Raw genomic sequence first — 23,427 nt, 5'->3', positions numbered from 1 at the left:
TCACCCCCACATGCAAATGGAAGTCAAAGATCAACCCAGGTACGCCGTTGTGGCGGCCGTGCAATTGCCCAGCGTCACTGACCTGGAGTTCGAAGCCTCGCTGACCGAACTCCGGGAGCTCGCCAAGACCCTCGGACTGCAGGTGGTTCACACCTTCATCCAGAAGCGCGCCAGCTTCGACGCCAACGCCTACCTGGGCGTGGGCAAGCGCCAGGAGATCCAGACCTACGTCAATGGCGAGCACGAGGCCCTGCCCGGGGGTGGCGTGATCGACGCCATCCTGGTGGACCACGAGATCTCCCCCTCCCAAGCGCGCAATCTGGAAGTCGAGGTGGGCTGCGAGGTGATGGACCGCACCATGGTCATCCTCGAGATCTTCCATCGCAATGCCCGCTCCCGGGCGGCCCGGGCCCAGGTGGAGATTGCCCGCCTCGGCTACATGGCGCCGCGCCTGCGCGAGATGGCCAAGCTGGCCGGCCCCCAGGGACGCCAGCGCAGCGGCGTGGGCGGCCGGGGTGCCGGTGAATCCCATACCGAACTCGACCGCCGCAAGATCCGCGACCGCATCGCCGAGCTGCAGCAGGAGATCGACGCCATGGAGGTCGAGCGCAAAACCCAGCGCGCCCGCCGCCAGGAGCGCCAGGGCCTCGCCACGGTGGCGCTGGTCGGCTACACCAACGCCGGCAAATCCACCCTGATGCGGGCCCTCACCGGCAGCGAGGTGCTGGTTGCCAACAAGCTCTTCGCCACGCTGGACACCACCGTGCGGGTACTGCACCCCGAGGGCGTGCCCCGGGTGCTGGTCAGCGATACGGTGGGTTTCATCAAGAACCTCCCCCACGGCCTCGTCGCATCCTTCAAATCCACCCTCGACGAAGCGCTCGACGCGTCACTGCTGCTCCACGTCATCGACGCCAGCGACCCGGGCTTCGAACGTCAGCTCGAAGTGACCGACGTGGTGCTGGCCGAGATCGGCGCCGATACCCTGCCGCGCATCCGCGTCTTCAACAAGATCGACCACGTCGGCGATGCCGCCGCCCAGGCCGAATGCGAAGCATCGCTGCGGGCCCGCTACCCGGACTGCGTGGTCATGAGCGCCCGCCGCCCGGATGAAGTCGCCGGGCTCCGCGAGGTCATTCTGGGCTTCTTCCAGCAGGATCTGGTCGAAGCCGAGCTCTTCCTGCCCTGGTCGGCCCAGCAGCTGCGTGGCGAGATCTACTCCAACTGCCAGGTGCTTGAAGAGCGCGCCGATGAAGAGGGCGCCCTCTTCAAGGTGCGCGGTGCGGAAGATGTGGTGCAGGACCTGATCGATCGCCTCAAGCAGCAGTAAGCAGTAGTCTCACTCGTGCTGCAGGGCCTGGATCGGCGGTCCAGCCAGGACAACCCGCCGGGCTGCTGCGGCAGCTACCTTAAGCCGGGGGAAGGCAGTCAGAGGTGCAGACGTCAATGAAAAAGCGGGCCTGGCAGGCCCGCTTTTTCATCTGCTGCAGAGGCCCCCTGTCAGGGCCCGGGGATCAGATCACCACCGTTTGTGCCTGGCCTTCGGCCCGTGCTTCGATGGTGCCCAGGTTGTACACCGTCTCCCCGGTGGAGCGGAGCTGCTCGGTGGCGGCATCCACATCCTCACTGGCCACGATCACGACCATGCCGATACCGCAGTTGAACACCCGGTACATCTCCTGGGCGTCCACGTTGCCGGCGTGCTTGAGCCACTGGAACAGGTAAGGCATCTCCCAGGCATCCTTCTTCAGGACAGCGGTGAGATTGTCCGCCAGCACACGCGGCACGTTCTCGAGCAGGCCGCCACCGGTGATGTGAGCCATGCCCTTGACCAGGCCATCACGCTTTTCCATCAGGGCCAGCATCGACTTCACGTAGATGCGGGTGGGCTCCATGATCACGTCCTTGAGGCTGCGGCCATGGAAGTCGCCTTCGAGGTTGGGCTTGGCAATCTCGATGACCTTGCGGATCAGGGAGTAACCATTGGAGTGGGCACCGCTGGATGCGAGGCCCAGCACCACATCACCCGGGCGAATGGTGGAGCCGTCGATGATCCGGGACTTCTCGACCGCGCCCACCGCAAAGCCGGCCAGGTCGTATTCGCCATCCGGGTACATGCTGGGCATCTCGGCGGTTTCGCCGCCGATCAGGGCGCAACCGGACAGCTCGCAGCCCTGGGCGATGCCCTGGATCACGGTGGCGGCGGTATCCACATGCAACTTGCCGCAGGCAAAGTAGTCGAGGAAGAACAGGGGCTCGGCCCCCTGAACGAGGATATCATTGACGCTCATGGCCACCAGATCCTGGCCCACGGTGTCGTGCTTGTTGAGCTGGAAGGCCAGCTTGAGCTTGGTGCCCACGCCATCGGTGCCGGAAACCAGCACGGGCTCCTTGAACTTCTTCGAGATCTCGAACAGGGCGCCAAAGCCGCCGATCCCCCCCATCACCTCCGGGCGCATGGTGCGCTTGGCAAAGGGCTTGATACGGTCGACCAGGGCATCGCCGGCGTCGATATCCACACCGGCATCGCGATAAGTAAGGGAGCTCATGGGTTCTGTGATCTCTTGTGAAGCGACCAGCGAGCAGGAGGATTGCACTCATCGGGTTGAGCGCCCCGCCGCGACCGGCTACATTAACGGGCCTTGCGCTGCAGACATCTGGGTGTTTCCCACCTGCCCCGCGCAAACAAACCCGAATTTTAGCCGAAATGTCGCCAGCCCGCCCTTGCACGGTGTTGAACGGCGAGACTACCTCGTGAAGCAACTCACCCTCGATCTGCACGCCGACGCACCGCCGCTGCTGGAAAACTTCGTTGCCGCGGCCAACGCCGACCTGCTCGCCGCCCTCTACGAAGCCATTCCTGTGGCGGATGTGCCCCAGCACCTCTTCCTGTGGGGCGATGCCGGCAGTGGTCGCAGCCACCTCCTGCGTAGCGTGGTGACCGCCGCCGCCCAGGCCGGCCGGCCGGCCTGCTACCTGCGGGCCGCCGATGTGACGGACACCCTGCCCGAGGCGCCCGCCCTGATGCTGGCCGTGGATGACGTGGAGGCCCTTGGCCCCGATGCCCAGATCGCCCTGTTCCGGGCCTTCAACTCGGCCCGCAGCCAGCGCATGACCCTCATCACCAGTGGCTGCGCCGCGCCGCTCCACCTGCATCTGCGTGAAGATCTGCGCACCCGCATCGGCCAGAGCCTGATCTTCGAGGTCAAGGCCCTGAATGACGATGACCGCCTGGCCATTCTTGACGCCCAGGCGGCAGCCCGCGGCCTGCGCCTCGACCCGGAAATCGTGCAATACCTGCTGCGCCACGGCCGCCGCGACCTGACCAGCCTGCTGCGCACCCTGGATGCCCTCGATGCCGCTTCGCTGGAACGCAAGCGCGCCATCACCCTGCCCCTGCTGCGGGAAATCCTGCAGCGCGACCTGAGCCTTTGAAGCGATCAAGATGGAACTCGTACTCTTCGACCTGGACAACACCCTGCTCGCCGGTGACTCGGACTTCGAGTGGGCCCAATACCTGATTTCCCGCGGCGTCCTCGACAAGGAAGTCTATGAAGCGCGCAATCAGGCCTTCTTCGACCAGTACAAGGCAGGCACGCTGGACATCTTCGAATTCCTGGACTTCCAGCTCAAGCCCCTGGCCCGCCACAGCCGGGAGCAACTCGATGCCTGGCACAAGGCGTTCATGACCAGCCGGATTCTACCGATGATGACGGAGGCGTCCCGGGCGCTGGTGAACCGGCACCTGGAGGCCGGGGCGATCGTGGCCATTGTCACGGCCACCAACAGTTTCGTGACCTACCCGATTGCCCGGGCTTTCGGCATCCCCCACCTGATCGCCACGGTCCCGGCCCAGGAAGGCGGCGCCTTCACGGGCAAACCCCGGGGTACACCGGCCTTCAAGGACGGCAAGATCGAGCGGGTTGAAGCATGGCTGGAAGGCCTGGGTCTGTGCTGGTCGAGCTTCGAACGCAGCTGGTTTTACAGCGACTCCCACAACGACCTGCCCCTGTTGGGCAAGGTGAGCAACCCGATCGCCGTGGACCCGGACGACACCTTGCGCGCCCACGCCACGTCCCGGAACTGGCCGGTGATCAGTCTGCGCGGCTGAGCGCGCCTCCGGCCTGTCGGCCGGCTAAACGCATCGGCCAGCTAAACGCCCTTGTCCCGAAACCAGGCCAGCATCCGGGCCCAGCCGTCAATGGCATCCTCAGCCCGATAGCTGGGCCGATAGTCGGCGTGAAAGGCGTGACCCGCCTCGGGGTAGATGACGAACTCGGCCCGCTTGCCGGCCCGGGCCATGTCCTCGCGCATGTCCTCCACGTCGGACACCGGAATCCCCTGGTCCTTGCCGCCATACAGACCGAGCACCGGTGTATTGATGTGGCCGACGAGATCGGCAGGATGCTTGGGCGAGGTGCCGGTTGCCACACCGGTAAGCCTGCCGTACCAAGCGACGGCGGCCCGCAACTGCGGATTGTGGGCGGCGTAAAGCCAGGTGATCCGCCCTCCCCAGCAAAAGCCGGTGATCGCCAGCCTTGCCGGATCTCCGCCATTTGCCGCAGCCCAGCTGGCGCAGGCATCCAGATCACTCATGACCTGAGCATCGGGTACCTTGCTAACTATCGTCGAGAGGATCTCGGCCACACTTCCCACGCTCGCAGGATCGCCCTGACGCTGGAAGAGGTTGGGCGCAATGGCCTGGTAGCCCTGCCGGGCCAGCCGGCGGCAGGTATCGCGAATGTACTCGTGCAGGCCGAAGATTTCGGAAATCACGAGCACTGTCGGAAAAGGCCCCTTGCCGGAGGGCTGGACCCAATAGGCCCTGAGCGGCACACCGTCGGCGGCCTTGATGCTGATGTCGCCCGTGGAGAGCCCGCTGGCTTCGGTCTGGATGACACTCTGACCCTGGGCCGGGCGCACTGCCAGTGCAAAACCGGCCGCAAGGGAGGCGCCGACGAAGGTCCGACGGCTCAGCGGCAAGCCCGGTACAAGACTATCGAAATCGGAATCCTTGACAAGCATGGGCCACTCCGTCGGTTGGGCGAGGAGCGAAGGATACTCCAAGGCACCGTGCCATCGGAATATGGCTTTGCTCAGGCGCCGCGGGCCCCGAAGGCTGCCGCTTGTCCAACCCCCTGGCGTGAAAACCACGCGCTTCCCTGGGAGGAGGCCGGTACTCGGGAGATGCCAACCGGGCCTTCACGGCGAAGGGACGGGCGGGCCGCGTGTGTGCGGACAAAGGCCTCCATCAGGGTGACATGCTTGCCGTGCACATGAATCATTCCGGCATCGGAGAGCTCACGGAAGATGCGCGACAGGGTTTCCGGGGTAAAACCCATGCGTGCCGCCAGCACATGCTTGGGAATCTCGAGTTCGAGCTCCACCACCCTCCCCTTCTCGATGCCCGGCCCCGCCAGACGCAGGAGGTAGTCCACGACCTTGGCCGTGCCCGACTGGAAGCAGTCCGCTGCGATGTCCCTCTCGATGGACGACTGCCGCTGTGCCATGGCGCTGAGCATGCGCCGGGACAGACCCGGTTCCTGCTCGATGGCTCGCAGCACGCTGTCCCGCCCCACTGATAGCATGACCACAGGGGTCACGGTTTCCACCGAGGACACACAGGGCGCATCTCCAAACAATTCGGCGACCCCGAAAAGCTGCCGGGGTGACAGAATCTCGATCACCTTTTCACCACCATCCTGAGACGACACCGAAACCTTGAGGTGACCGGACATGACGTGGTACAGGGCACGCGGCCGATCTCCCGCCGCATAGATCGCCTTGCCCTTGGCAAGGCTGACAACCTCCGCGGAGCGGGCGATATCGCTGATCACATGCTCAGGCAAGGCGCGAAACAGAGCGATCTCACTGAGGATCAAGGACAAGTCATCTAGGCTGGTATGCATGGTTTTCCCCGCTTGGTACATGTGCAGGACAACCCGGAATTTAAGTGGCTGCCCTTTGACATGCCGCGCAGTCTAGGAGTCGTCCGGGTATCTGGATTTGACCTAGATCATGCTCCCGGAGGGGTCGAAAATGCAGGAAATACCTCTTTTTTGGTATCAACCAATTGCATAAAAATTCATACAACACACTGCTTTTAAATTGATTTTCCAAATCAAAAAAAACGATCCCAAACTTCGCGGCGCGGCTTCAAGCGGGATTGCCCTACTCCCATTTTCCGTCCCGGAACGCGCGCACGGATTCCCTTCCACCCTGCACCAGGCCCAAAATAAGACCCCGTCAGGGCAACCGGAGATCACGCCTTGAGTGCCTCATCCATCCATCAGAAAAGCTCCCACGGTAACGGACGCCCCTCCGTCGTCATCCGTCTTGGGGGCTGGATCGCCGCCATTGCCACGCTGGCCGCAATTTCGATTCTCGCCTCGATCACCGTGGTCGAGCTGTCGTCGGGGGAAGCCCGTGCAATCAACATGGCAGGCGCCCTGCGCATGCACTCCTACGCCGTCCAGTCGGCCGTAGGACTGGACACCAAGGATGCCCGCTACCCCAGGCTGGCCAAGGCAATGGCCGAATTCGAGGCGCGCTACGCCCATCCGGACCTCCTGCGGATCATTCCCCTCGGCGCCGACGACCCCGTGCGCCAAGCCTACGAAAGCGTAGGGGAATTCTGGCGCACCCGCTTCCGTCCCGCCGTCCAGAAAGCAGGGCCCGACGCCGACGCCCGCCTCGCTCTCCAGGCCGACACAACGCAGATGGTGGTGCATATCGACCAGCTGGTCGCCCTGGTGGAAGACGGGCTCGAGACCAAACTTCAGGCACTGCGCCTCGTACAAGGCATTTCACTGGCCCTGCTCTTGATCGTCGGAGCCTCCGCGGTAGTCCAGCTCAGGACCTACGTACTGAACCCCCTAGACGAGCTTCTGGGCCTTGCAAAGGTAGTCCGGGCAGGCAATTTCAACCAACGGGTCACCATTCGCGAGCCCGACGAACTCGGACAACTCGGCGAGGCCTTCAACTTCATGGTTGAGGATCTGTCACGGAGCTACGCCGAGCTGGAAAACCGGGTCATGGAAAAGACCGAGGAGCTGGCCCGCAGCAACCAATCCCTGAATCTTCTCTATCGGACCATACGGGCACTCTCCGAGCGTGCAGTCAGCAAGACCACGCTGCAGCAGGTTCTCCAGGAAGTCGCGCAGGTGATCGGCATCCGCGCCGGAACCCTGTGCCTCACCCGGGTCGACGGCATGAGCGTGGTCGTACAGGCAGATCCGGCAGCCCCCATGCCGGACACGGAGCTATGCCGCTCGGAATGCCACGGTTGCGAGAAAGGCAGCCCTCCCCAGGTCACCATCGGTGTGCGTGACGCGGTACCCGGCGAATGGAACATTTCGGTACCTCTCTTTGACGGCACGCGCAGTCACGGGGCCATGCTGCTTCAGCAGGCAGACAGCAAGCGCCTCGAAAGCTGGCAGATCGAACTCCTGGAAGCCGTCGGTCGGCACATCGGCAGCGCCCTGGCGACCACCCAGCGGAATGAGGAACGCCACCGACTGGCCCTCCTCGACGAACGCTCGGTGATCGCCCGGGAACTCCATGACTCCCTGGCTCAGTCCCTTTCCTACCTGAAAATTCAGGTCACCCGCCTGCAGAGCCTTCTTGGCCCCCACCCGCGCCCGGAACCCGTCAATGAAGTCGTGAGCGAACTGCGTGATGGACTCAACGAAGCCTACCGCCAGCTCCGCGAACTTCTGACCACCTTCCGCCTGCGCATCGACGGGCGCGGCCTGCCGGCAGCCATCGACGACACCGTGCAGGACTTTCGACGGCGCACCGGGCTGAACATCACGCTGGAGAATCATCTGAGCAGCCTTGAGCTACCGCCTCACCGGGAAATTCACGTCCTGCAGATCATCAGGGAAGCGCTCTCCAACATCGAACGCCATGCCCACGCAAGACACGTTTCAGTCACGCTCAGAAATGCCGAAGACAACCTGATCACCGTCAGCATAGAAGACGACGGCATCGGCTTCGACGAAAACAACACTCCCATGCACCGCTACGGGATCGTGATCATGCGCGACCGTGCCCAAAACCTGGAGGGCGATCTCAAGGTTCTTCCGCGGAACGGCGGTGGGACCCGTGTCGAATTCACCTTTCCCAATCAACCCGTCCTCCAGGACGCTCCTTCCCTCAACCAAGGAACCCCTCAGTGAACATTGCCTCCACCAGTTCCGTACTGATCATCGACGACCACCCCCTCTTCCGCAAAGGTGTGTCCCAGTTGCTGGCCCTGAACGACGAGTTGCATCTCATCGGCGAAGCGTCCAGCGGAGAGGAAGGTCTGGAAATGGCCAAAGGGCTGGAGCCTGACCTGATCCTGCTGGATCTAAACATGAAAGGGATGAACGGCATCGAGACCCTACGCGCGCTGCGTGAGGCAGATCTCGCCGCCAGAATCCTGATTCTGACGGTATCAGATGCAGCCGACGATCTGGTCGCGGCAATCCGTGCGGGCGCTGACGGCTACTTGCTGAAGGACATGGAGCCGGAGGAACTGCTGGAAAGGATCGTTGAAGCGCAGCGCGGCCGGATCGTGATCAGCGAGAGTCTGAACGGCCTGCTCGCAAGGTCCTTGCGGGACGAAGCGCAGGCTGCCGAGCGCTCTCTCGCCCCTCTCACCGACAGGGAACGCGATATTCTCGGCTGCCTCGCCAATGGCCTGTCAAACAAGCTGATCGCCCGCGATCTGAATATCGCCGAAGGGACCGTCAAGGTCCATATCAAGAACCTGCTAAAGAAACTCAAGTTCCGATCACGCCTTGAGGCAGCCGTCTGGGCCATTGACCAGAACCTTCGCCCCAACAGCAATTCGGGCTCACGCTGAGCCCGGACCTTACTGAAACGATATCAACACTTTAGGAAGGTCTCCCGAACGAGAGACCGGGATAGGCAGCGCTTCTGCTGTGATGACGGCTGAGGTATCAGACGCCAAGGAAAGTCGATCGGAAGGCGATCAGATGAAGTAATCGTCGGGAAGGAGTTCGACCTGAAGATCGTTGTCCTTCGCAAAGTTCTTCAGGAAATTATAGGCAAGGGGCTCTATATCGTGGATACGCGCATCAACCAGCACGGTCTTGTCCCCCCTCAGGTTGCAGGCAGGCCGCACGTAGGGTGAATAGGTCATGCGATGGTCTGCTCCAAAAGCAGACATGATGCCGCAAAGACGATCCGCCCAGTCACTGGGCCGGAACGTACGATCATCACTGGTACGACCCACGATCACGAAGTTATCGACTTTAGAATTCATGCGGAATGAACAGACATATTCACCAACAACGGAGCTGAAAACTATCGAACAAGCCAACCACTTCGAAAGCCGGAGACAACAGACTTTCACCCACCCTGCGCTGTCTGGCTAGCTACAGGAGATCTAAAGAAAAAACGATGAACAAAGCCAGGAAAACCCGCAACGACGAACAGGCAGGAGACCACGACATAAAACTCCCATCCCTGACTGTAGCCCACGCCTTCCAACCAAGACTCAGCACCAACCAAGCCAAGCAGCGCAAGCAAATAACACAGAGCCACCTCGAAGAACAAGACAAACCCGACTTTGCTTGCCTTCATGGGCATTACACCCATGAACCGTGGCGTAAAGAAAGGAAGGTTGGCCAGCAAACCGAATACGCCTAGAACGACGACAAAGTTAGCCAACCCACCCTCCTTTCGCCCCTAGCTGATCCGCGGCAGATAGATCAAAGCGAACCGAGCAGGGAATAAGCACAGAGCGACATCAAAGTCTGCGGCATCAGACCCAGAACGGCGATCGCTACGCCATTGAGGGACAGCAGCACGCGCATGTCGGTCGTCGCAGTAATCGGAGCAGAATCTGCAGGCTCATCGAAGAACATGATCTTGACGACGCGCAGATAGTAAAAAGCACCGATAAGAGACATTACGACCGCCAGCACCGCGAGCCAGATGTAACCCGCCGCAACGACAGCCTGAAGCACCGAGAACTTCGCAAAGAAACCGATAAAGAACGGGATGCCCGCCATGGAGAACATGACCATGGCCATCACCCCCGCAAACCAGGAGTTACGCTTGTTGAGACCCCGGAAATCGTCAAGGGATTCCGCCTCGAAGCCGGAGCGCGACATCAGGAGAATCACGCCAAAGGACGCCATGCTCATCAGGACATACGAGATGACGTAGAACATCGAAGAGCTGTAGGCATTGAGCGCGAAATGCCGATCACCGCCAACAACACCGGACATCAATCCCAGCAACATGAAACCCATGTGAGAGATACCAGAATAACCCAGCATTCTCTTCAGGTTGGTCTGAGCGATTGCCGCAAGGTTTCCGAGAACGATGGACAGCACGGCAAGGAACATCAACATCGACTGCCATTGTTCGGCGAGCTCAAAGAGGCCATTCACAAGCAGCCGCATGGCCATCGCAAACGCAGCGAGTTTCGGCGCAGACGCAATGAACAGAGTGATCGCAGCAGGCGCGCCTTGATAGACGTCCGGAATCCACATGTGGAAGGGAACGACGCCGAGCTTGAACGCCAGACCAGCTACCACAAACACCAGACCAAACATGAGCACGGTACGGTTGCCAGCCTGATGATAGATGGCCTGTGCAACGCTGGAGATCTCAAGCGTACCCGTCGCACCATAAATCATCGAGATACCGTACAGCAGCAGACCCGACGCAAGCGCGCCAAGCACGAAGTACTTCATCGCAGCTTCAGTCGCACGTGCCGAATCCCGCTCCAGCGCGACCATGGCATAAAGAGCCAGCGACAAAAGTTCCAAACCCAGATAGATGGTCAGGAAGTGATTGGCCGAGATCATCACCATCATGCCGAGCGTTGCATAGATGGCCAGAAGGTAGTACTCGGTAGTCTCCATCTTCCGGTCGTTCATGTAACCACGGGAATAGAGGAGCACTACTGCAACCGACAGGTACAGCATGAGCTTTAGGAAATCACCCATCAGGTCATCCACGTACATGTTGCTGAACGTGAAGTTGACCTGGCCATCCATCGTTCTCCAGGTAATTACCGCAGCAACCACGAGGGTCAACTGCGTAAGGGTATATACCAAATTTCGCGCGTTCTGCTTGAACGTTCCAGCCAAGAGAATGACGAACGACATCGCGGCGACGAACAGCTCAGCCGCAGCAGGGTAAAAATCAGGAATAACAAAGTTCATCTTCAGCCCACAATCCGGAGGGTTTTGTGTCGTTTACTTCGAGATCAGAGCTTGCTCGCAGATACGTGCTTGAGCAAGTCATTGACGGACGCATGCATTACCTCTGTGACCGGATAGGGATAGATACCCATAGCCAGCACACAGACAGCGAGGATCGCGAGAAACACAAACTCCCTGTTATTGAGATCGGTAAGCTCGGAAACGTGGTGATTGGTAATGGCACCAAACACAACCCGCTTATACATCCACAGGGTGTATGCCGCACCCACGATCAGGGTGGTGGCAGCCGCAAAACCGACCCAGAAGTTGTACTGAACCGCCCCCAGGGCAACCATGAACTCACCGACGAAGCCCGACGTCGCGGGGAGCCCGGAATTGGCCATGGAGAAAAGCATGAACAGCGCCGCGAACTTGGGCATCACGTTAACGACACCACCGTAGTCCGCGATCTGCCGGGAATGCATGCGATCGTAGAGAACCCCGATACACGCAAACATCGCTCCGGACACAAAGCCGTGGGAAATCATCTGGACAAGAGCGCCCTCGATGCCCAGCGGGTTGAAAATGAAGAAGCCAAGGGTCACAAAGCCCATGTGCGAAATTGAAGAATAAGCGACCAGTTTCTTCATGTCCGTCTGGACGAGCGCGACGAACCCGATATAGATGACAGCGATCAGCGACAGGGTGATGATCATCGGCGCGAAGGCTTGGCTGGCATCCGGGGCAATCGGAAGCGAGAACCGCAGAAAGCCATACGCACCGAGCTTGAGGCCGATGGCAGCCAGCACGATCGAACCCCCTGTGGGAGCCTCGACGTGCGCGTCAGGCAACCAGGTATGCACAGGGAACATCGGGATCTTCACGGCAAAGGATGCAAGGAAAGCCCAGAACAACAGGGTTTGTGCGTCCATGCCAAGCTTGAGCTGATGCCAATCCAGAATGCTGAAGCTGCCACCAGACTCCATGAAGAGGTACAGCAACGCAACCAGCATCAACAGTGAGCCGGCCAGCGTGTAGAGAAAAAACTTGATAGCCGCGTACACGCGATTCGGACCGCCCCAAACGCCAATGATGATGAACAGCGGGATCAGGGACGCTTCGAAGAAGACATAGAACAGGACACCATCAAGTGCGGAGAAAATGCCATTGATCAGACCGGACATGATCAGGAAACCCGCCATGTACTGGGCAACCTTCTCCTGAATGACCTCCCAACCAGCCAGCACCACGATTACCGTGATAAAGCTGTTCAGCAGAACGAAGAGCACGGAGATGCCGTCGACTCCGAGCACATAGTTGATGTTGAACCGGGGAATCCACGAATACGTCTCGACAAACTGCATTGCGCTGGTGCTCACGTCGAAACCGGTGTAGAGCGGAATACTGACCGCCAAACCCGCGAGCGCGAAAAAGAGCGCTACAAATCTGGCGACTGACGCGTTGCGGTCCGAGCCCGTAGCAAGCGCCAATAGGCCACCAACGATCGGAACCCAAATCGCAAGGCTGAGGAATGGAATACCCGTCATCTCTACTTTCCGTTCTATGCACCGTTTGAGCGGCGCTCAAGTCCTAAATCTCTTTGTTAGCCCTGATCCACTAAACCAGCATCACCCGCGATTGAACCAGAAGGTCAGGAGGATGACGACGCCGAAGATCATCGAAAACGCATACTGATAGATATGCCCGCTCTGGAAGAGGCGGGAGAGCTGCGCAATCAATCCAACGAACTTGGCAGAACCATTAACCACCATCCCATCGATCACAGCCTGGTCACCGATCTTCCAAAGGCCGCGACCGAGCAAACGAGCACCACCTGCAAAGACAATCTCGTTGAAGCGATCGAAGTAGTACTTGTTCTCGAGCAGCGTATGAATCGGCTTGAACGTCCGCATGATCGCAGCAGGAATCGAAGGAGCAACCATGTAGAAGAACCAGGCAAGCGCCACACCGCTCATCGCCAGCGCAAAGGGAAGCGTCATCAAGCCGTGAATCGCCATGCCGTAAGCGCCGTGAAACTCTTCGGCCAGTTCCTTCAAAACACCGTGGTTTTCACCGATGTGGATGACCTTGTCGAAGAAGCCGCCAAAAAGCATCGGTTCAATGGTGAAGAAACCCACAATCACCGAAGGAATGGCAAGCAACACCAGCGGCAGGGTCACGACCCAAGGCGACTCGTGGGGCTTCTGCCCGGGCGCGAGTCCATGATGGGCATGATCATCGTGATCATCGCCATGGTGATCGTCGGCATGATCGCCATGTGCGTGTTCATGACCATGATGCTCGACCTCCTTGCCGAAGCGCTCCTCCCCGTGAAACACCAGGAAATACATCCGGAAGGAATAAAAGGCAGTAACAAAAACCCCAACAATCACACAGAAGTATGCATAGCCAGCGCCGGGAATGTGGGACAGCTTGACAGCCTCAATGATCATGTCCTTGGAATAGAAGCCGGACAGGAAGGGAAAGCCAATGAGGGCCAGTGATCCAAGCAGGGAGGTCAGCCAGGTTATAGGCATGTACTTCCAGAGCCCACCCATGTTGCGCATGTCCTGATCATGGTGCATCCCGATAATCACGGAGCCAGCCCCAAGGAACAGCAGAGCCTTGAAGAAAGCATGCGTCATCAAGTGGAAGACTGCTGCAGAGTATGCGGAAACGCCGAGCGCAACGGTCATGTAACCCAGTTGCGAAAGTGTGGAGTATGCGACAACGCGCTTGATGTCGTTCTGGACGATGCCCAGAAAACCCATAAACAACGCGGTGGTAGCACCAATCACGAGTACAAAGGAAAGCGCAGCTTCGGACAGTTCAAACAAGGGCGACATCCGGGCGACCATGAAGATACCCGCGGTAACCATCGTCGCAGCGTGAATCAACGCGGAAATCGGAGTCGGACCTTCCATCGAATCCGGCAGCCAAACGTGCAGCGGAACCTGAGCAGACTTGCCCATCGCGCCGATGAACAGGCCAATACAGATTGCAGTGATGAGCGGCCATCCCGTCGCCGGAACCGTCATGCCGGCCAACTCACCAGCCTTTGCGAAGACCTCGGCGTAATTCAGCGTTCCTGCGAAGGCAGCAACAAGCCCGATCCCAAGAAGAAAACCGAAATCACCAACACGGTTAACCAGAAACGCCTTCATGTTGGCGAAGATCGCTGTCGGTCGCGTGTACCAGAAACCAATCAGAAGGTAGGACACAAGACCTACAGCCTCCCATCCGAAGAACAACTGCAGAAAGTTGTTCGACATCACCAGCATGAGCATGGAGAAGGTGAAGAGGGAGATATAGCTGAAGAATCGCTGATACCCAGGATCTTCTGACATGTAGCCGATGGTGTAGATGTGGACCATGAGCGAAACGAACGTGACCACCAGCATCATCATGACGGTCAGCGAATCGATCAGGAAACCCACCTCAAGGGTAAGGGAACCGCTGGTAGCCCAGGTATACAATGTCCCATTAAAGACGTTGCCTGCCTGGACGTCCTGAAAGATGACAATGGAGGCGAGAAAAGACACTGCGACGCCAAGAATCGTCACAGAATGCGCGCCCGCCCGCCCAACCACCTTGCCAAAGAGACCGGCAACGATCGCACCGAACAAGGGCGCTAAGGGAACCAACAGATATAGCTTTTGCATCTCAGTCATCGAAACGCTTCCTTATCCCTTGAGACTATCCAGGTCATCAACGTGAATCGTCCGCAGGTTACGGAACAACGCCACGAGAATGGCCAGACCGATTGCCGCTTCAGCCGCAGCAACGGTCAATATGAAGAAAACAAAAATCTGACCCGCTGCATCCCCAAGGTAGTGGGAGAACGCGATGAAGTTCAAATTGACAGCCAACAACATCAGTTCAATGGCCATCAGAAGCACGATCAAATTCTTGCGATTCAGGAAAATCCCGACGACACCGAGCGCAAACAGAATCGCAGCAAGAATCAAATAATGAGATAACGAAAGCATAAAACCCCTCCCTGACGATCGTCAGCAGAAATTCAGTCCTTTTCTGCGCGCATCGAAACGATACGCACACGATCATCGCGCTTCACAGCCACCTGAGCAGCCGGGTCAATCTTCTTGACATTCTTCCGCTTTCTCAGCGTAAGGGCGACGGCAGCGATCATTGCAACCAGCAATACGATGGACGCGAGCTCGAAGGGATACACATACTCGGTGTAGAGCAGTCGACCGAGTTCCTTGGTGTTGCTGTACCCGGGCTCGGGCTCCGAAGGAGCAGGCATGCCTTCAAGACCAAAATATCTGCCGCCGAGAACAATGGCCATTTCCGCAATCATCAACAACCCGACGACAGCACCTATGGGGAGATAGCTCCAGAACCCCTGACGGATACGCTCGAGATTGATGTCGAGCATCATCACGACGAACAGGAACAGAACCATGACCGCGCCGACATAAACCATGACAAGGGCGATAGCCAGGAACTCCGCTCTAAGCAACATCCAGATGCCACCAGCCGAAAAGAAGGCCAGGACAAGAAAGAGCGCAGCGTGAACCGGGTTTTTCGCAGTGATGACCCTAAGCGCAGCAAGCACCATCACCGTCGAAAAGAAGTAGAAAACGACCGACTGGAAATCCATAAACGTGTTCCGCAAAGATGATTTAGTCCGTACCCACCAGCCTACCGGTACTTCGAATCGACTTCCCGATCCTTGGCGATCTGTGCCTCGTGGCGATCACCAACAGCAAGGAGCATCTGCTTTGTGTAATACAGATCCCCGCGCTTTTCGCCGTGATACTCAAAAACACGCGTCTCGACGATGGCGTCGACCGGACATGCTTCTTCGCAAAAGCCACAGAAGATGCACTTTGTCAAATCGATGTCATAGCGGCTAGTCCGCCTGGAACCATCCTGCCGCTGCTCCGATTCAATAGTGATGGCCATTGCAGGGCAAACCGCCTCACACAACTTGCACGCGATACAACGCTCTTCACCGTTGGGATAGCGACGCAGCGCATGCAGCCCACGAAAACGGGGACTCTGAGGCGTCTTCTCTTCCGGAAACTGAACAGTAATCTTCCGAGCAAACAGATGCCGGCCCGTCAGAGCCATACCCTTGAGCAGCTCCTTAAGAAAAAGGCTGCCAACATAATCCTTCATCGAACCCATTATCTTCTCCTCACTTCCAGATCGACAAGGGCGACATAACCCAGACTGCGACCACAACCACCCAGAACAGCGTCAGAGGAATAAACACCTTCCAGCCCAAACGCATGATGTGGTCGTACCTGAAGCGCGGGAAAGTGGCTCTGAACCAGAGGAACAGGAACAGAATGAAAGACGTCTTGATTACCAGCCAGATGAAACCGTCAGGCAGGAAGCCAACCGGAGAAAGCCAGCCGCCGAGGAATAGGATGGAGGTCAACGCGGAGATGAGGATCATGTTCGCGTATTCACCGAGGAAAAACAGCGCAAACGCCATCCCCGAATACTCGACCATATGCCCGGCGACGATTTCCGACTCGCCTTCGACTACGTCAAAAGGCGCGCGATTGGTTTCAGCGATCCCGGAAATCAGATAAACGATGAACATCGGGAACAGCGGCAACCAATTCCAGCTGAGGAAACCAAACCCCCAATCCGCCCACTGCCCCTTGCCTTGAACCGCGACAATCTCGCTCAGATTAAGACTTGAAGAAATCATCAGAACACATACGAGCGCGAAGCCCATCGCAATCTCGTAAGAAACCATCTGCGCAGCTGCCCGCATCCCCCCGAGAAATGCATACTTCGAGTTCGACGCCCAGGCAGCAATGATTACCCCATAGACCTCTACCGACGTAATCGCGAGCAGGAACAAAAGACCTGCATCGACGTTCCCGACAACCCACCCGTCCGAAAACGGCACAACCGCCCAAGCAGCCAGCGCAGGAGCAAGAGCAAGCACAGGACCGAGAATGAACAAACCTTTGTTCGCGCCAGAAGGAACAATCACTTCCTTCAGCAGAAGCTTTACGCCATCAGCTATTGGCTGGAGCAGCCCCTTTGGACCCACTCTGTTCGGCCCGATGCGCACCTGCATGTAACCGATGACTTTACGCTCAGCCAATGTGAGATAGGCCACACACAAGAAAAGCGGCGCGACGATACCAATGATCTTCAACAAAGACCATACAAGAGGCCACGATGCCCCGAAGAGTGCCGCTACAGGCTCGATGTATGCTTCCATCACAACCGCTCCACGCTGACTTCACCATAAAGCGCACCGAGGGGCGCGGTGAGGGAATGAGCTCCAGCCAATCTTACGCAGCCTTCCGCAACCCCCTCGTCCTCTGTTGCGAGCACAATGGCCTGCCCGCTTCCAGTAGAAACGCGAACCTTCTGGCCTGCCTCGACCCCGAGACTTGCCAAGGTCGTACGGCTCATCCTGGCAGCAGGCTCGGAAGAATCACGGGTTGCCTGAAGCGAAGGAGCGCGTCGGACAATAGAGTCTGCGAAATAAATCGGCACATCCGCTATCCGCTGGAGCCCTGCACCAACACTGCCCAGCACTACGATTTCGCTTAGTACAGAGTTATCCAGCTTGCTTGAATCGACAACGAATTCTTTACCGAAGATCTGCTTACGCACGTCTTCGATGGAGTCAATCGTCAGCTCATTAAGGCCGAGCATCTCACCCAGAACTTTCAAGACTTTCCAGGCAGGACGCGAATCACCAAGACACTTAACGACAGGGTAGAAGCTTTGAGCTCTGCCCTCGCAATTCACAAAGGTCCCAGGGGCTTCCGTAAAGGGTGAAACCGGAAGGAGCACATCCGCAAAACCAAGCGCTGATTCCGACTTAAAAGCACTGAATACAGCAACCATATCCGCCTTGCCGATAATACCGGCGGCGGATGCACCAGCTGCGCAATCGAACTCAGGCTCGACATTCACGAGCAGATAGGCCTTCAGCGCCGAAGAAGTCATCTCGCTGGCATTCCTACCAGAGATCTTTCCAAAAGGAACAGCTCCTGCCAGATAACCACCTACACTGTTGGCAGCTTCACCGATCACACCAAAGCTGCCGCCAGTGACACGCGAGATCTCTTGGGCGATCCGATGAATCTGACCAGCCTGGGCATGCTGAACGGCAAAGTTACCCAGCCAGATAGCTACGCGACGCCCCGAGGCGAGACTGCCTGCAATCGCACGGGCAGTCTCATCAACGACAACCCCGCCGATTACGTCTACAAATTCTGGAGAGGTCTGAGTACCCTTATCCTCAACAACGGCCTTGAGGATAGCAGCCAAAGCGCCAGGGATTCCGGACGGGGACGCACACAGCGCATTCGCAACAGGTAGCTGCCAATCATCAAACGCGGGATTGACCGCACTGACTTTCAGACCACGCTTGACTGCCTGACGAACCCGCTGAGCGATCAACGGGTGATCTTTACGGAAAAAACTACCGACGATGAGGAGCCGATCCAGCCGACCGATATCTGCAACAGGCATTCCGAGCCAGGGAGCCCCAGCCATCTTGCCGTCGAGGGAGAAATCGATCTGACGCAGTCGGAAATCGACGTTACCCGAACCAAGACCCCGTACGAGCGCCTGAGTCAGGAAAAGCTCTTCTACGGTACTGTGAGGGGAAGCGAGCGCACCAATCGCATCTGCGCCGTGCTCCGCCACAACCCCCTTTAGACCGTTAGCAACATACTCTAGCGCAGTCGACCAATCCGTCTCTATCCAAGTGCCGCCCTGCTTCACCATTGGGGCCGTCAGACGATCAGGCCCGTTGAGCGCTTCGTAGGAGAAACGATCCTTGTCCGAGAGCCAGCACTCATTGACTTCTTCGTTTTCAAGCGGAAGAACACGCTTGACAGTGTCGTGTTTGACTTGAACGACAAGGTTGCTGCCGAGTGAATCATGCGGGCTCACGGATTTTCTACGGGACATCTCCCAAGCACGTGCCGCGAAGCGGAACGGCTTTGAAGTGAGAGCACCCACCGGACACAAATCGATGATATTGCCCGAGAGTTCCGTATCAACCGTCTTCTCGACAAAAGGCATGATCTCAGCGTGCTCGCCTCTGAAGGCTTGCCCCAGCTCCATCAGACCGGCGATCTCGGAGGTGAACCGAACGCAGCGCGTGCAGTTGATGCAACGCGTCATATCCGTCGAAACCAGCGGACCTAGATCCTTGTTCGATACGACACGCTTCTCTTCTTCGTACCGCGACTGAGCGCCGCCATAGCCGACGGACAAGTCCTGCAACTGGCATTCACCACCCTGGTCACAAATCGGACAATCAAGTGGATGATTGATGAGCAGGAACTCCATTACGCCCTTCTGAGCCTTGACCGCCTGCTCAGAGTGAGTCCATACCTTCATTCCATTAGTGACCGGCGTCGCGCAAGCAGGCAACGGCTTCGGAGCCTTTTCCACCTGGACGAGACACATGCGGCAGTTAGCCGCAATCGATAGTTTCTTGTGGTAGCAAAAATGAGGCACATAGGCGCCAACCTGGGTGGCGGCCTCCATGACGGTACTACCGTCAGCGACCTGCAACTGCTTTCCGTCAATTTCGATGTCTAGCATGTCGAGCCTACGCTACGTAAATCTTGCTGCCTTCGTGCTGCACATCCTTCGGCACGAGACATTTCTTGTGTTCGATGTGGAAAGCAAATTCGTCGCCGAAATGCTTCACGAAACTTTGAACAGGCATTGAAGCTGCATCACCAAGAGCACAAATCGTGCGCCCCATGATGTTAGCCGTCACACTATTCAGCAGATCGAGATCATCCGGCCGGCCAAGCCCGTTCTCAATCCTGTGAACAACACGGTACAGCCAACCCGTGCCTTCACGGCAGGGCGTACATTGGCCGCATGACTCTTCAAAATAAAAATAGGAGAGACGTTCAAGAGCCTTGACCATGCAGGTCGTCTCATCCATGACAATCACTGCACCGGAGCCCAGCATCGATCCCGCTTTGGAGATCGAGTCATAATCCATCGTGCAATCCATCATCACACTCCCCGGCAACACCGGGGCAGATGAGCCGCCGGGAATGACGGCCTTCAACTTACGACCGGCACGCATCCCTCCAGCCATTTCGAGAAGTGTCGAAAACGGCGTACCGAGCGGAATTTCATAATTGCCGGGCTTATTTACGTGCCCAGAGACAGAGAAGAGCTTTGTACCACCGTTATTCGGCTTGCCCAACGCAAGAAACGCGTCCCCTCCCTCACGGATGATGAACGGAATGGAAGCAAAAGTTTCCGTATTGTTGATGGTTGTCGGCTTGCCGTACAGACCAAAACTGGCAGGGAAAGGAGGTTTGAAACGAGGCTGGCCTTTCTTGCCCTCAATAGACTCAAGAAGAGCAGTTTCTTCACCACAGATGTATGCCCCATAGCCATGGTGAGCATACAACTCGAAACTGAAGTCCGAGCCGAGGATACCCTGGCCAAGAAGACCTGCATCACGTGCTTCCTGAAGGGCCTCTTCGAATCGTTCGTAAACTTCGAAAATTTCTCCGTGAATGTAGTTATAACCACGCTCACAGCCCATTGCATAACCTGCAATGATCATCCCTTCAATAACCGTGTGCGGGTTATAGCGAAGAATATCCCGATCCTTGAAAGTACCAGGTTCCCCTTCATCGGAATTACAAGCCAGATACTTTGCCCCGGGGAACGCACGAGGCATAAAGCTCCACTTCAGGCCCGTCGGAAAGCCTGCACCACCTCGACCGCGTAACGCGGATTTTTTCACTTCGCCGATGATCTGATCGGCGGGGATCTTTTCCGCAATAATCTTCTTGAGCGCTTCGTACCCGCCACGCTTGACATAATCAGCCAGTCGCCAGGTTCGGTCACCATCGAGATCGGAGAGAATAATGCCTTGTACAGTCATTTTTTTAGATCAGCCAGCAGTTGGTCGATTTTCTCTTCAGTCATCCAGCTGCACATCTGGTGGTTATTAACCAGCAGCACCGGGGCATCACCACATGCCCCCATGCACTCCCCTTCCTTTAGGGTGAACCGTCCGTCAGCAGTGGTTTCGTTGAAGTCAATCCCGAGCTTCTTCTTGATGTATTCGGCAGCATGCACGCCACCAGAAAGAGCACAAGGAAGATTCGTACACACAGCGATCTTCTTGGCACCAACAGGTGCAAGATCGTACATGTTGTAAAAACTCGCGACCTCGTAGACAGCTATTGCCGGCATACCTAAGTACTTGGCCACAAACTCAATGGTCTCGTTTGCAAGCCATCCTTTTTCTTCCTGTGCGATACGCAAGGCACCCATTGATGCCGATTGCTTCTGATCAGGAGGATACTTGGCGATCTCTCGATCTATTTTCTGTAGGGATTCCGGGCTTAGCATTTTCTATATCTACTGTCAGCAGAATGTCATAGGGAGCGCTTGCTGCGATCTAGCGGTCCACGTCTCCGAACACGATGTCCATCGTCCCGATAATCGCAACAACGTCAGCGATCATGTGACCACGGGACATCTCATCCATGGCGGAAAGATGCGCAAAGCCCGGCGATCTCAACTTCAACCGGTATGGCTTGTTGGCACCGTCCGACACTGCATACACGCCAAACTCACCCTTCGGATGCTCGACCGGAGCATAGACCTCTCCAGCAGGCACGTGCATCCCTTCAGTGAAGAGCTTGAAGTGGTGAATCAACTCTTCCATGTTGCTTTTCATCCGCTCTCTGGGCGGCGGAGCAACCTTGTGATCACCGGAAATCACTGGCCCCGGATTCTTACGCAGCCAGTCAATACACTGCTTGACGATTCGATTCGACTGACGCATTTCCTCGATTCGACAAAGGTATCTGTCGTAACAATCACCTTCAACGCCAACCGGAATGTCGAAATCAAGTTGATCATAAACTTCGTACGGCTGCTTCTTCCGGATATCCCACTCAACACCAGACCCGCGCAGCATTACGCCAGAGAATCCAAGAGCAAGTGCTTTCTCGGGCGAGACGACGCCAATACCAACCGTTCTTTGCTTCCAGATACGGTTATCTGTCAACAACGTCTCGTACTCATCTACATACTTAGGGAAGCGCTTCGTAAAATCCTCCAGAAAATCCAGAAGACTTCCTTGGCGGTTCTCGTTCAGTTGCTCAACCGTCTTTGCGGACTTCCATTTAGAGACCTCATACTGAGGCATCCTGTCCGGCAAATCCCGATAGACTCCACCAGGCCTGTAATAGGCCGCATGCATGCGAGCACCAGAAACAGCCTCGTATGCATCCATCAGATCTTCGCGCTCTCTGAAGGTATACAGCACCATCGTCATCGCACCGATATCCAGCGCGTGCGTTCCGACAGCAAGCAGGTGATTCAAAATCCGAGTGATCTCGTCATAGAGCACACGAATGTACTGAGCCCGGAGAGGCACTTCCAAACCGATGAGCTTCTCGATCGCCATGCAGTACGCGTGCTCGTTACACATCATCGAGACGTAATCGAGTCGATCCATGTAAGGCACCGACTGTACCCATGTACGAGTTTCAGCCAGTTTCTCCGTCCCACGATGCAGCAAGCCGATGTGCGGATCCGCGCGCTCAACAACCTCGCCGTCAAGCTCAAGCACCAAACGCAAAACCCCGTGCGCGGACGGGTGCTGAGGGCCAAAGTTGATAGTGTAATTTCGGATTTCAGCCACGACCTGCATTCCCGTAGTTTTCGTCACGCACAATACGCGGCGTATTCTCACGCGGCTCAATGGTGACGGACTGATAGACAACGCGACCCTGCTCCTGGTCGTAACGCATTTCTACGTATCCAGTAACAGGAAAATCCTTGCGGAACGGGTAACCAACGAAACCGTAGTCTGTCAGGATACGCCGCAGATCAGGGTGTCCGCCGAAAACGATTCCAAACAGGTCGAAAGCTTCGCGCTCAAACCAGTTTGCACTTGGCCACACCTGACAGACGGAATCAAGCATAGGAAAAGAATCATCGTCCGCATGAACGCGAAGACGCAGACGCTGATTATTGCTTACAGAGAGCAGGTGAACTGCGACGGCAAACCGGGAGGGATAGTCCTGACCGGAAAACGTCGAATAATCCAGCCCTGTCAGATCGACCAGCTGTTCAAAACGTAGATCAGGCTCATCCCTCAGGGCGTATGCAACAGGCAAGTAATCGGCAGCCGAGACCTCAACCGTCAATTCACCCCTGGACACAGTCGACCGAAGAATCTTTTCGCCAAGCTTTTCAGCAAGCGCGTTATTCAGAAGTTCAAGTTTTTCATTCATGA

The 23,427-nt window shown here is 57.3% G+C and carries 22 protein-coding genes; 5 read left to right on the top strand and 17 right to left on the bottom strand.

The features are described 5' to 3' along the window. Positions 1-10: 10 nt before the first annotated feature. Entirely contained in the window at positions 11-1,330 is a 1,320-nt protein-coding gene (gene hflX, locus L6Q67_RS00880; RefSeq protein WP_296563822.1) for a GTPase HflX, read from the top strand. A 184-nt stretch (positions 1,331-1,514) separates the two neighbouring features. Here hflX and purM read toward each other — a convergent pair whose 3' ends face one another. Continuing rightward, on the bottom strand, positions 1,515-2,549 hold the full coding sequence (purM, locus tag L6Q67_RS00875) for a phosphoribosylformylglycinamidine cyclo-ligase (RefSeq protein ID WP_296563820.1): 1,035 nt from the start codon (positions 2,547-2,549) through the stop codon (positions 1,515-1,517). Positions 2,550-2,754: 205 nt separating this feature from the next. Here purM and hda point away from each other — a divergent pair, with 205 nt between their 5' ends. Beyond that, a complete protein-coding gene (gene hda, locus L6Q67_RS00870; RefSeq protein ID WP_296563816.1) occupies positions 2,755-3,435 on the top strand; it encodes a DnaA regulatory inactivator Hda in 681 nt (226 codons plus the stop codon). Between the two features lie 10 nt (positions 3,436-3,445). Then, positions 3,446-4,111, top strand: a complete 666-nt coding sequence (locus tag L6Q67_RS00865) for an HAD family phosphatase (RefSeq protein WP_296563813.1) — start codon at positions 3,446-3,448, stop codon at positions 4,109-4,111. Positions 4,112-4,152: 41 nt separating this feature from the next. On the opposite strand, the gene L6Q67_RS00860 is transcribed toward L6Q67_RS00865, so the two are convergent. Next, on the bottom strand, positions 4,153-5,025 hold the full coding sequence (locus tag L6Q67_RS00860; RefSeq protein WP_296563810.1) for a dienelactone hydrolase family protein: 873 nt from the start codon (positions 5,023-5,025) through the stop codon (positions 4,153-4,155). Positions 5,026-5,096: 71 nt separating this feature from the next. Then, entirely contained in the window at positions 5,097-5,909 is an 813-nt protein-coding gene (locus L6Q67_RS00855; protein ID WP_296563808.1) for a Crp/Fnr family transcriptional regulator, read from the bottom strand. A gap of 360 nt (positions 5,910-6,269) precedes the next feature. Between L6Q67_RS00855 and L6Q67_RS00850 the strand changes: the two genes are divergently transcribed. Both L6Q67_RS00850 and narL read left to right on the top strand, forming a co-directional pair. Beyond that, positions 6,270-8,180 carry a histidine kinase gene (locus L6Q67_RS00850; RefSeq protein WP_296563805.1) on the top strand — a complete coding sequence of 637 codons (1,911 nt, stop codon included), beginning with the start codon at positions 6,270-6,272 and terminating at the stop codon, positions 8,178-8,180. Then, on the top strand, positions 8,177-8,851 hold the full coding sequence (narL, locus tag L6Q67_RS00845; protein WP_296563802.1) for a two-component system response regulator NarL: 675 nt from the start codon (positions 8,177-8,179) through the stop codon (positions 8,849-8,851). The genes L6Q67_RS00850 and narL overlap by 4 nt, the downstream gene beginning before the upstream one ends. Before the next feature lie 129 nt (positions 8,852-8,980). On the opposite strand, the gene L6Q67_RS00840 is transcribed toward narL, so the two are convergent. The 14 genes from L6Q67_RS00840 to L6Q67_RS00775 form a co-directional block, all read right to left on the bottom strand. Further along, entirely contained in the window at positions 8,981-9,274 is a 294-nt protein-coding gene (locus L6Q67_RS00840) for a DUF3579 domain-containing protein (RefSeq protein ID WP_296563800.1), read from the bottom strand. A gap of 86 nt (positions 9,275-9,360) precedes the next feature. Further along, positions 9,361-9,681 (bottom strand): DUF2818 family protein, encoded by a 321-nt coding sequence (locus L6Q67_RS00835; protein WP_296563798.1) that lies wholly within the window; start codon positions 9,679-9,681, stop codon positions 9,361-9,363. Positions 9,682-9,722: 41 nt separating this feature from the next. After that, positions 9,723-11,189, bottom strand: coding sequence for an NADH-quinone oxidoreductase subunit NuoN (nuoN, locus tag L6Q67_RS00830; protein ID WP_296563793.1), 1,467 nt, complete (start codon positions 11,187-11,189; stop codon positions 9,723-9,725). A gap of 44 nt (positions 11,190-11,233) precedes the next feature. Then, positions 11,234-12,715, bottom strand: coding sequence for an NADH-quinone oxidoreductase subunit M (locus tag L6Q67_RS00825; RefSeq protein ID WP_296563790.1), 1,482 nt, complete (start codon positions 12,713-12,715; stop codon positions 11,234-11,236). Between the two features lie 81 nt (positions 12,716-12,796). Further along, on the bottom strand, positions 12,797-14,839 hold the full coding sequence (gene nuoL, locus L6Q67_RS00820; protein WP_296563788.1) for an NADH-quinone oxidoreductase subunit L: 2,043 nt from the start codon (positions 14,837-14,839) through the stop codon (positions 12,797-12,799). A 12-nt stretch (positions 14,840-14,851) separates the two neighbouring features. Further along, positions 14,852-15,157 carry an NADH-quinone oxidoreductase subunit NuoK gene (gene nuoK, locus L6Q67_RS00815; RefSeq protein WP_296563785.1) on the bottom strand — a complete coding sequence of 102 codons (306 nt, stop codon included), beginning with the start codon at positions 15,155-15,157 and terminating at the stop codon, positions 14,852-14,854. 32 nt (positions 15,158-15,189) lie between these two features. Then, positions 15,190-15,792: an NADH-quinone oxidoreductase subunit J gene (locus L6Q67_RS00810; RefSeq protein ID WP_296563773.1), complete on the bottom strand. Its 603-nt coding sequence runs from the start codon at positions 15,790-15,792 to the stop codon at positions 15,190-15,192. Between the two features lie 41 nt (positions 15,793-15,833). After that, positions 15,834-16,322: an NADH-quinone oxidoreductase subunit NuoI gene (nuoI, locus tag L6Q67_RS00805; protein WP_296563770.1), complete on the bottom strand. Its 489-nt coding sequence runs from the start codon at positions 16,320-16,322 to the stop codon at positions 15,834-15,836. 10 nt (positions 16,323-16,332) lie between these two features. Then, the gene (gene nuoH / locus L6Q67_RS00800) at positions 16,333-17,382 is read right to left on the bottom strand and encodes an NADH-quinone oxidoreductase subunit NuoH (protein WP_296563768.1); all 1,050 of its coding nucleotides are present in this window, start codon (positions 17,380-17,382) and stop codon (positions 16,333-16,335) included. Further along, on the bottom strand, positions 17,382-19,736 hold the full coding sequence (gene nuoG / locus L6Q67_RS00795) for an NADH-quinone oxidoreductase subunit NuoG (RefSeq protein WP_296563765.1): 2,355 nt from the start codon (positions 19,734-19,736) through the stop codon (positions 17,382-17,384). Before nuoG ends, nuoH begins: the two co-directional genes overlap by 1 nt. Before the next feature lie 7 nt (positions 19,737-19,743). Then, a complete protein-coding gene (gene nuoF / locus L6Q67_RS00790; RefSeq protein WP_296563763.1) occupies positions 19,744-21,054 on the bottom strand; it encodes an NADH-quinone oxidoreductase subunit NuoF in 1,311 nt (436 codons plus the stop codon). Beyond that, complete coding sequence (nuoE, locus tag L6Q67_RS00785; RefSeq protein ID WP_296563761.1) at positions 21,051-21,527, bottom strand: NADH-quinone oxidoreductase subunit NuoE; 477 nt, start codon at positions 21,525-21,527, stop codon at positions 21,051-21,053. The genes nuoF and nuoE overlap by 4 nt, the downstream gene beginning before the upstream one ends. A 49-nt stretch (positions 21,528-21,576) precedes the next feature. Next, a complete protein-coding gene (locus L6Q67_RS00780; protein ID WP_296563759.1) occupies positions 21,577-22,830 on the bottom strand; it encodes an NADH-quinone oxidoreductase subunit D in 1,254 nt (417 codons plus the stop codon). Further along, entirely contained in the window at positions 22,823-23,425 is a 603-nt protein-coding gene (locus L6Q67_RS00775; RefSeq protein ID WP_296563756.1) for an NADH-quinone oxidoreductase subunit C, read from the bottom strand. The genes L6Q67_RS00780 and L6Q67_RS00775 overlap by 8 nt, the downstream gene beginning before the upstream one ends. Between the last annotated feature and the right edge of the window lie 2 nt (positions 23,426-23,427).

The sequence above is a fragment of the Zoogloea sp. genome (assembly GCF_023150065.1).
GTDB lineage: Bacteria > Pseudomonadota > Gammaproteobacteria > Burkholderiales > Rhodocyclaceae > Zoogloea.
Note: the sequence above shows the minus strand (reverse complement) of the source record. Positions and strands in the feature narration are given on the sequence as shown.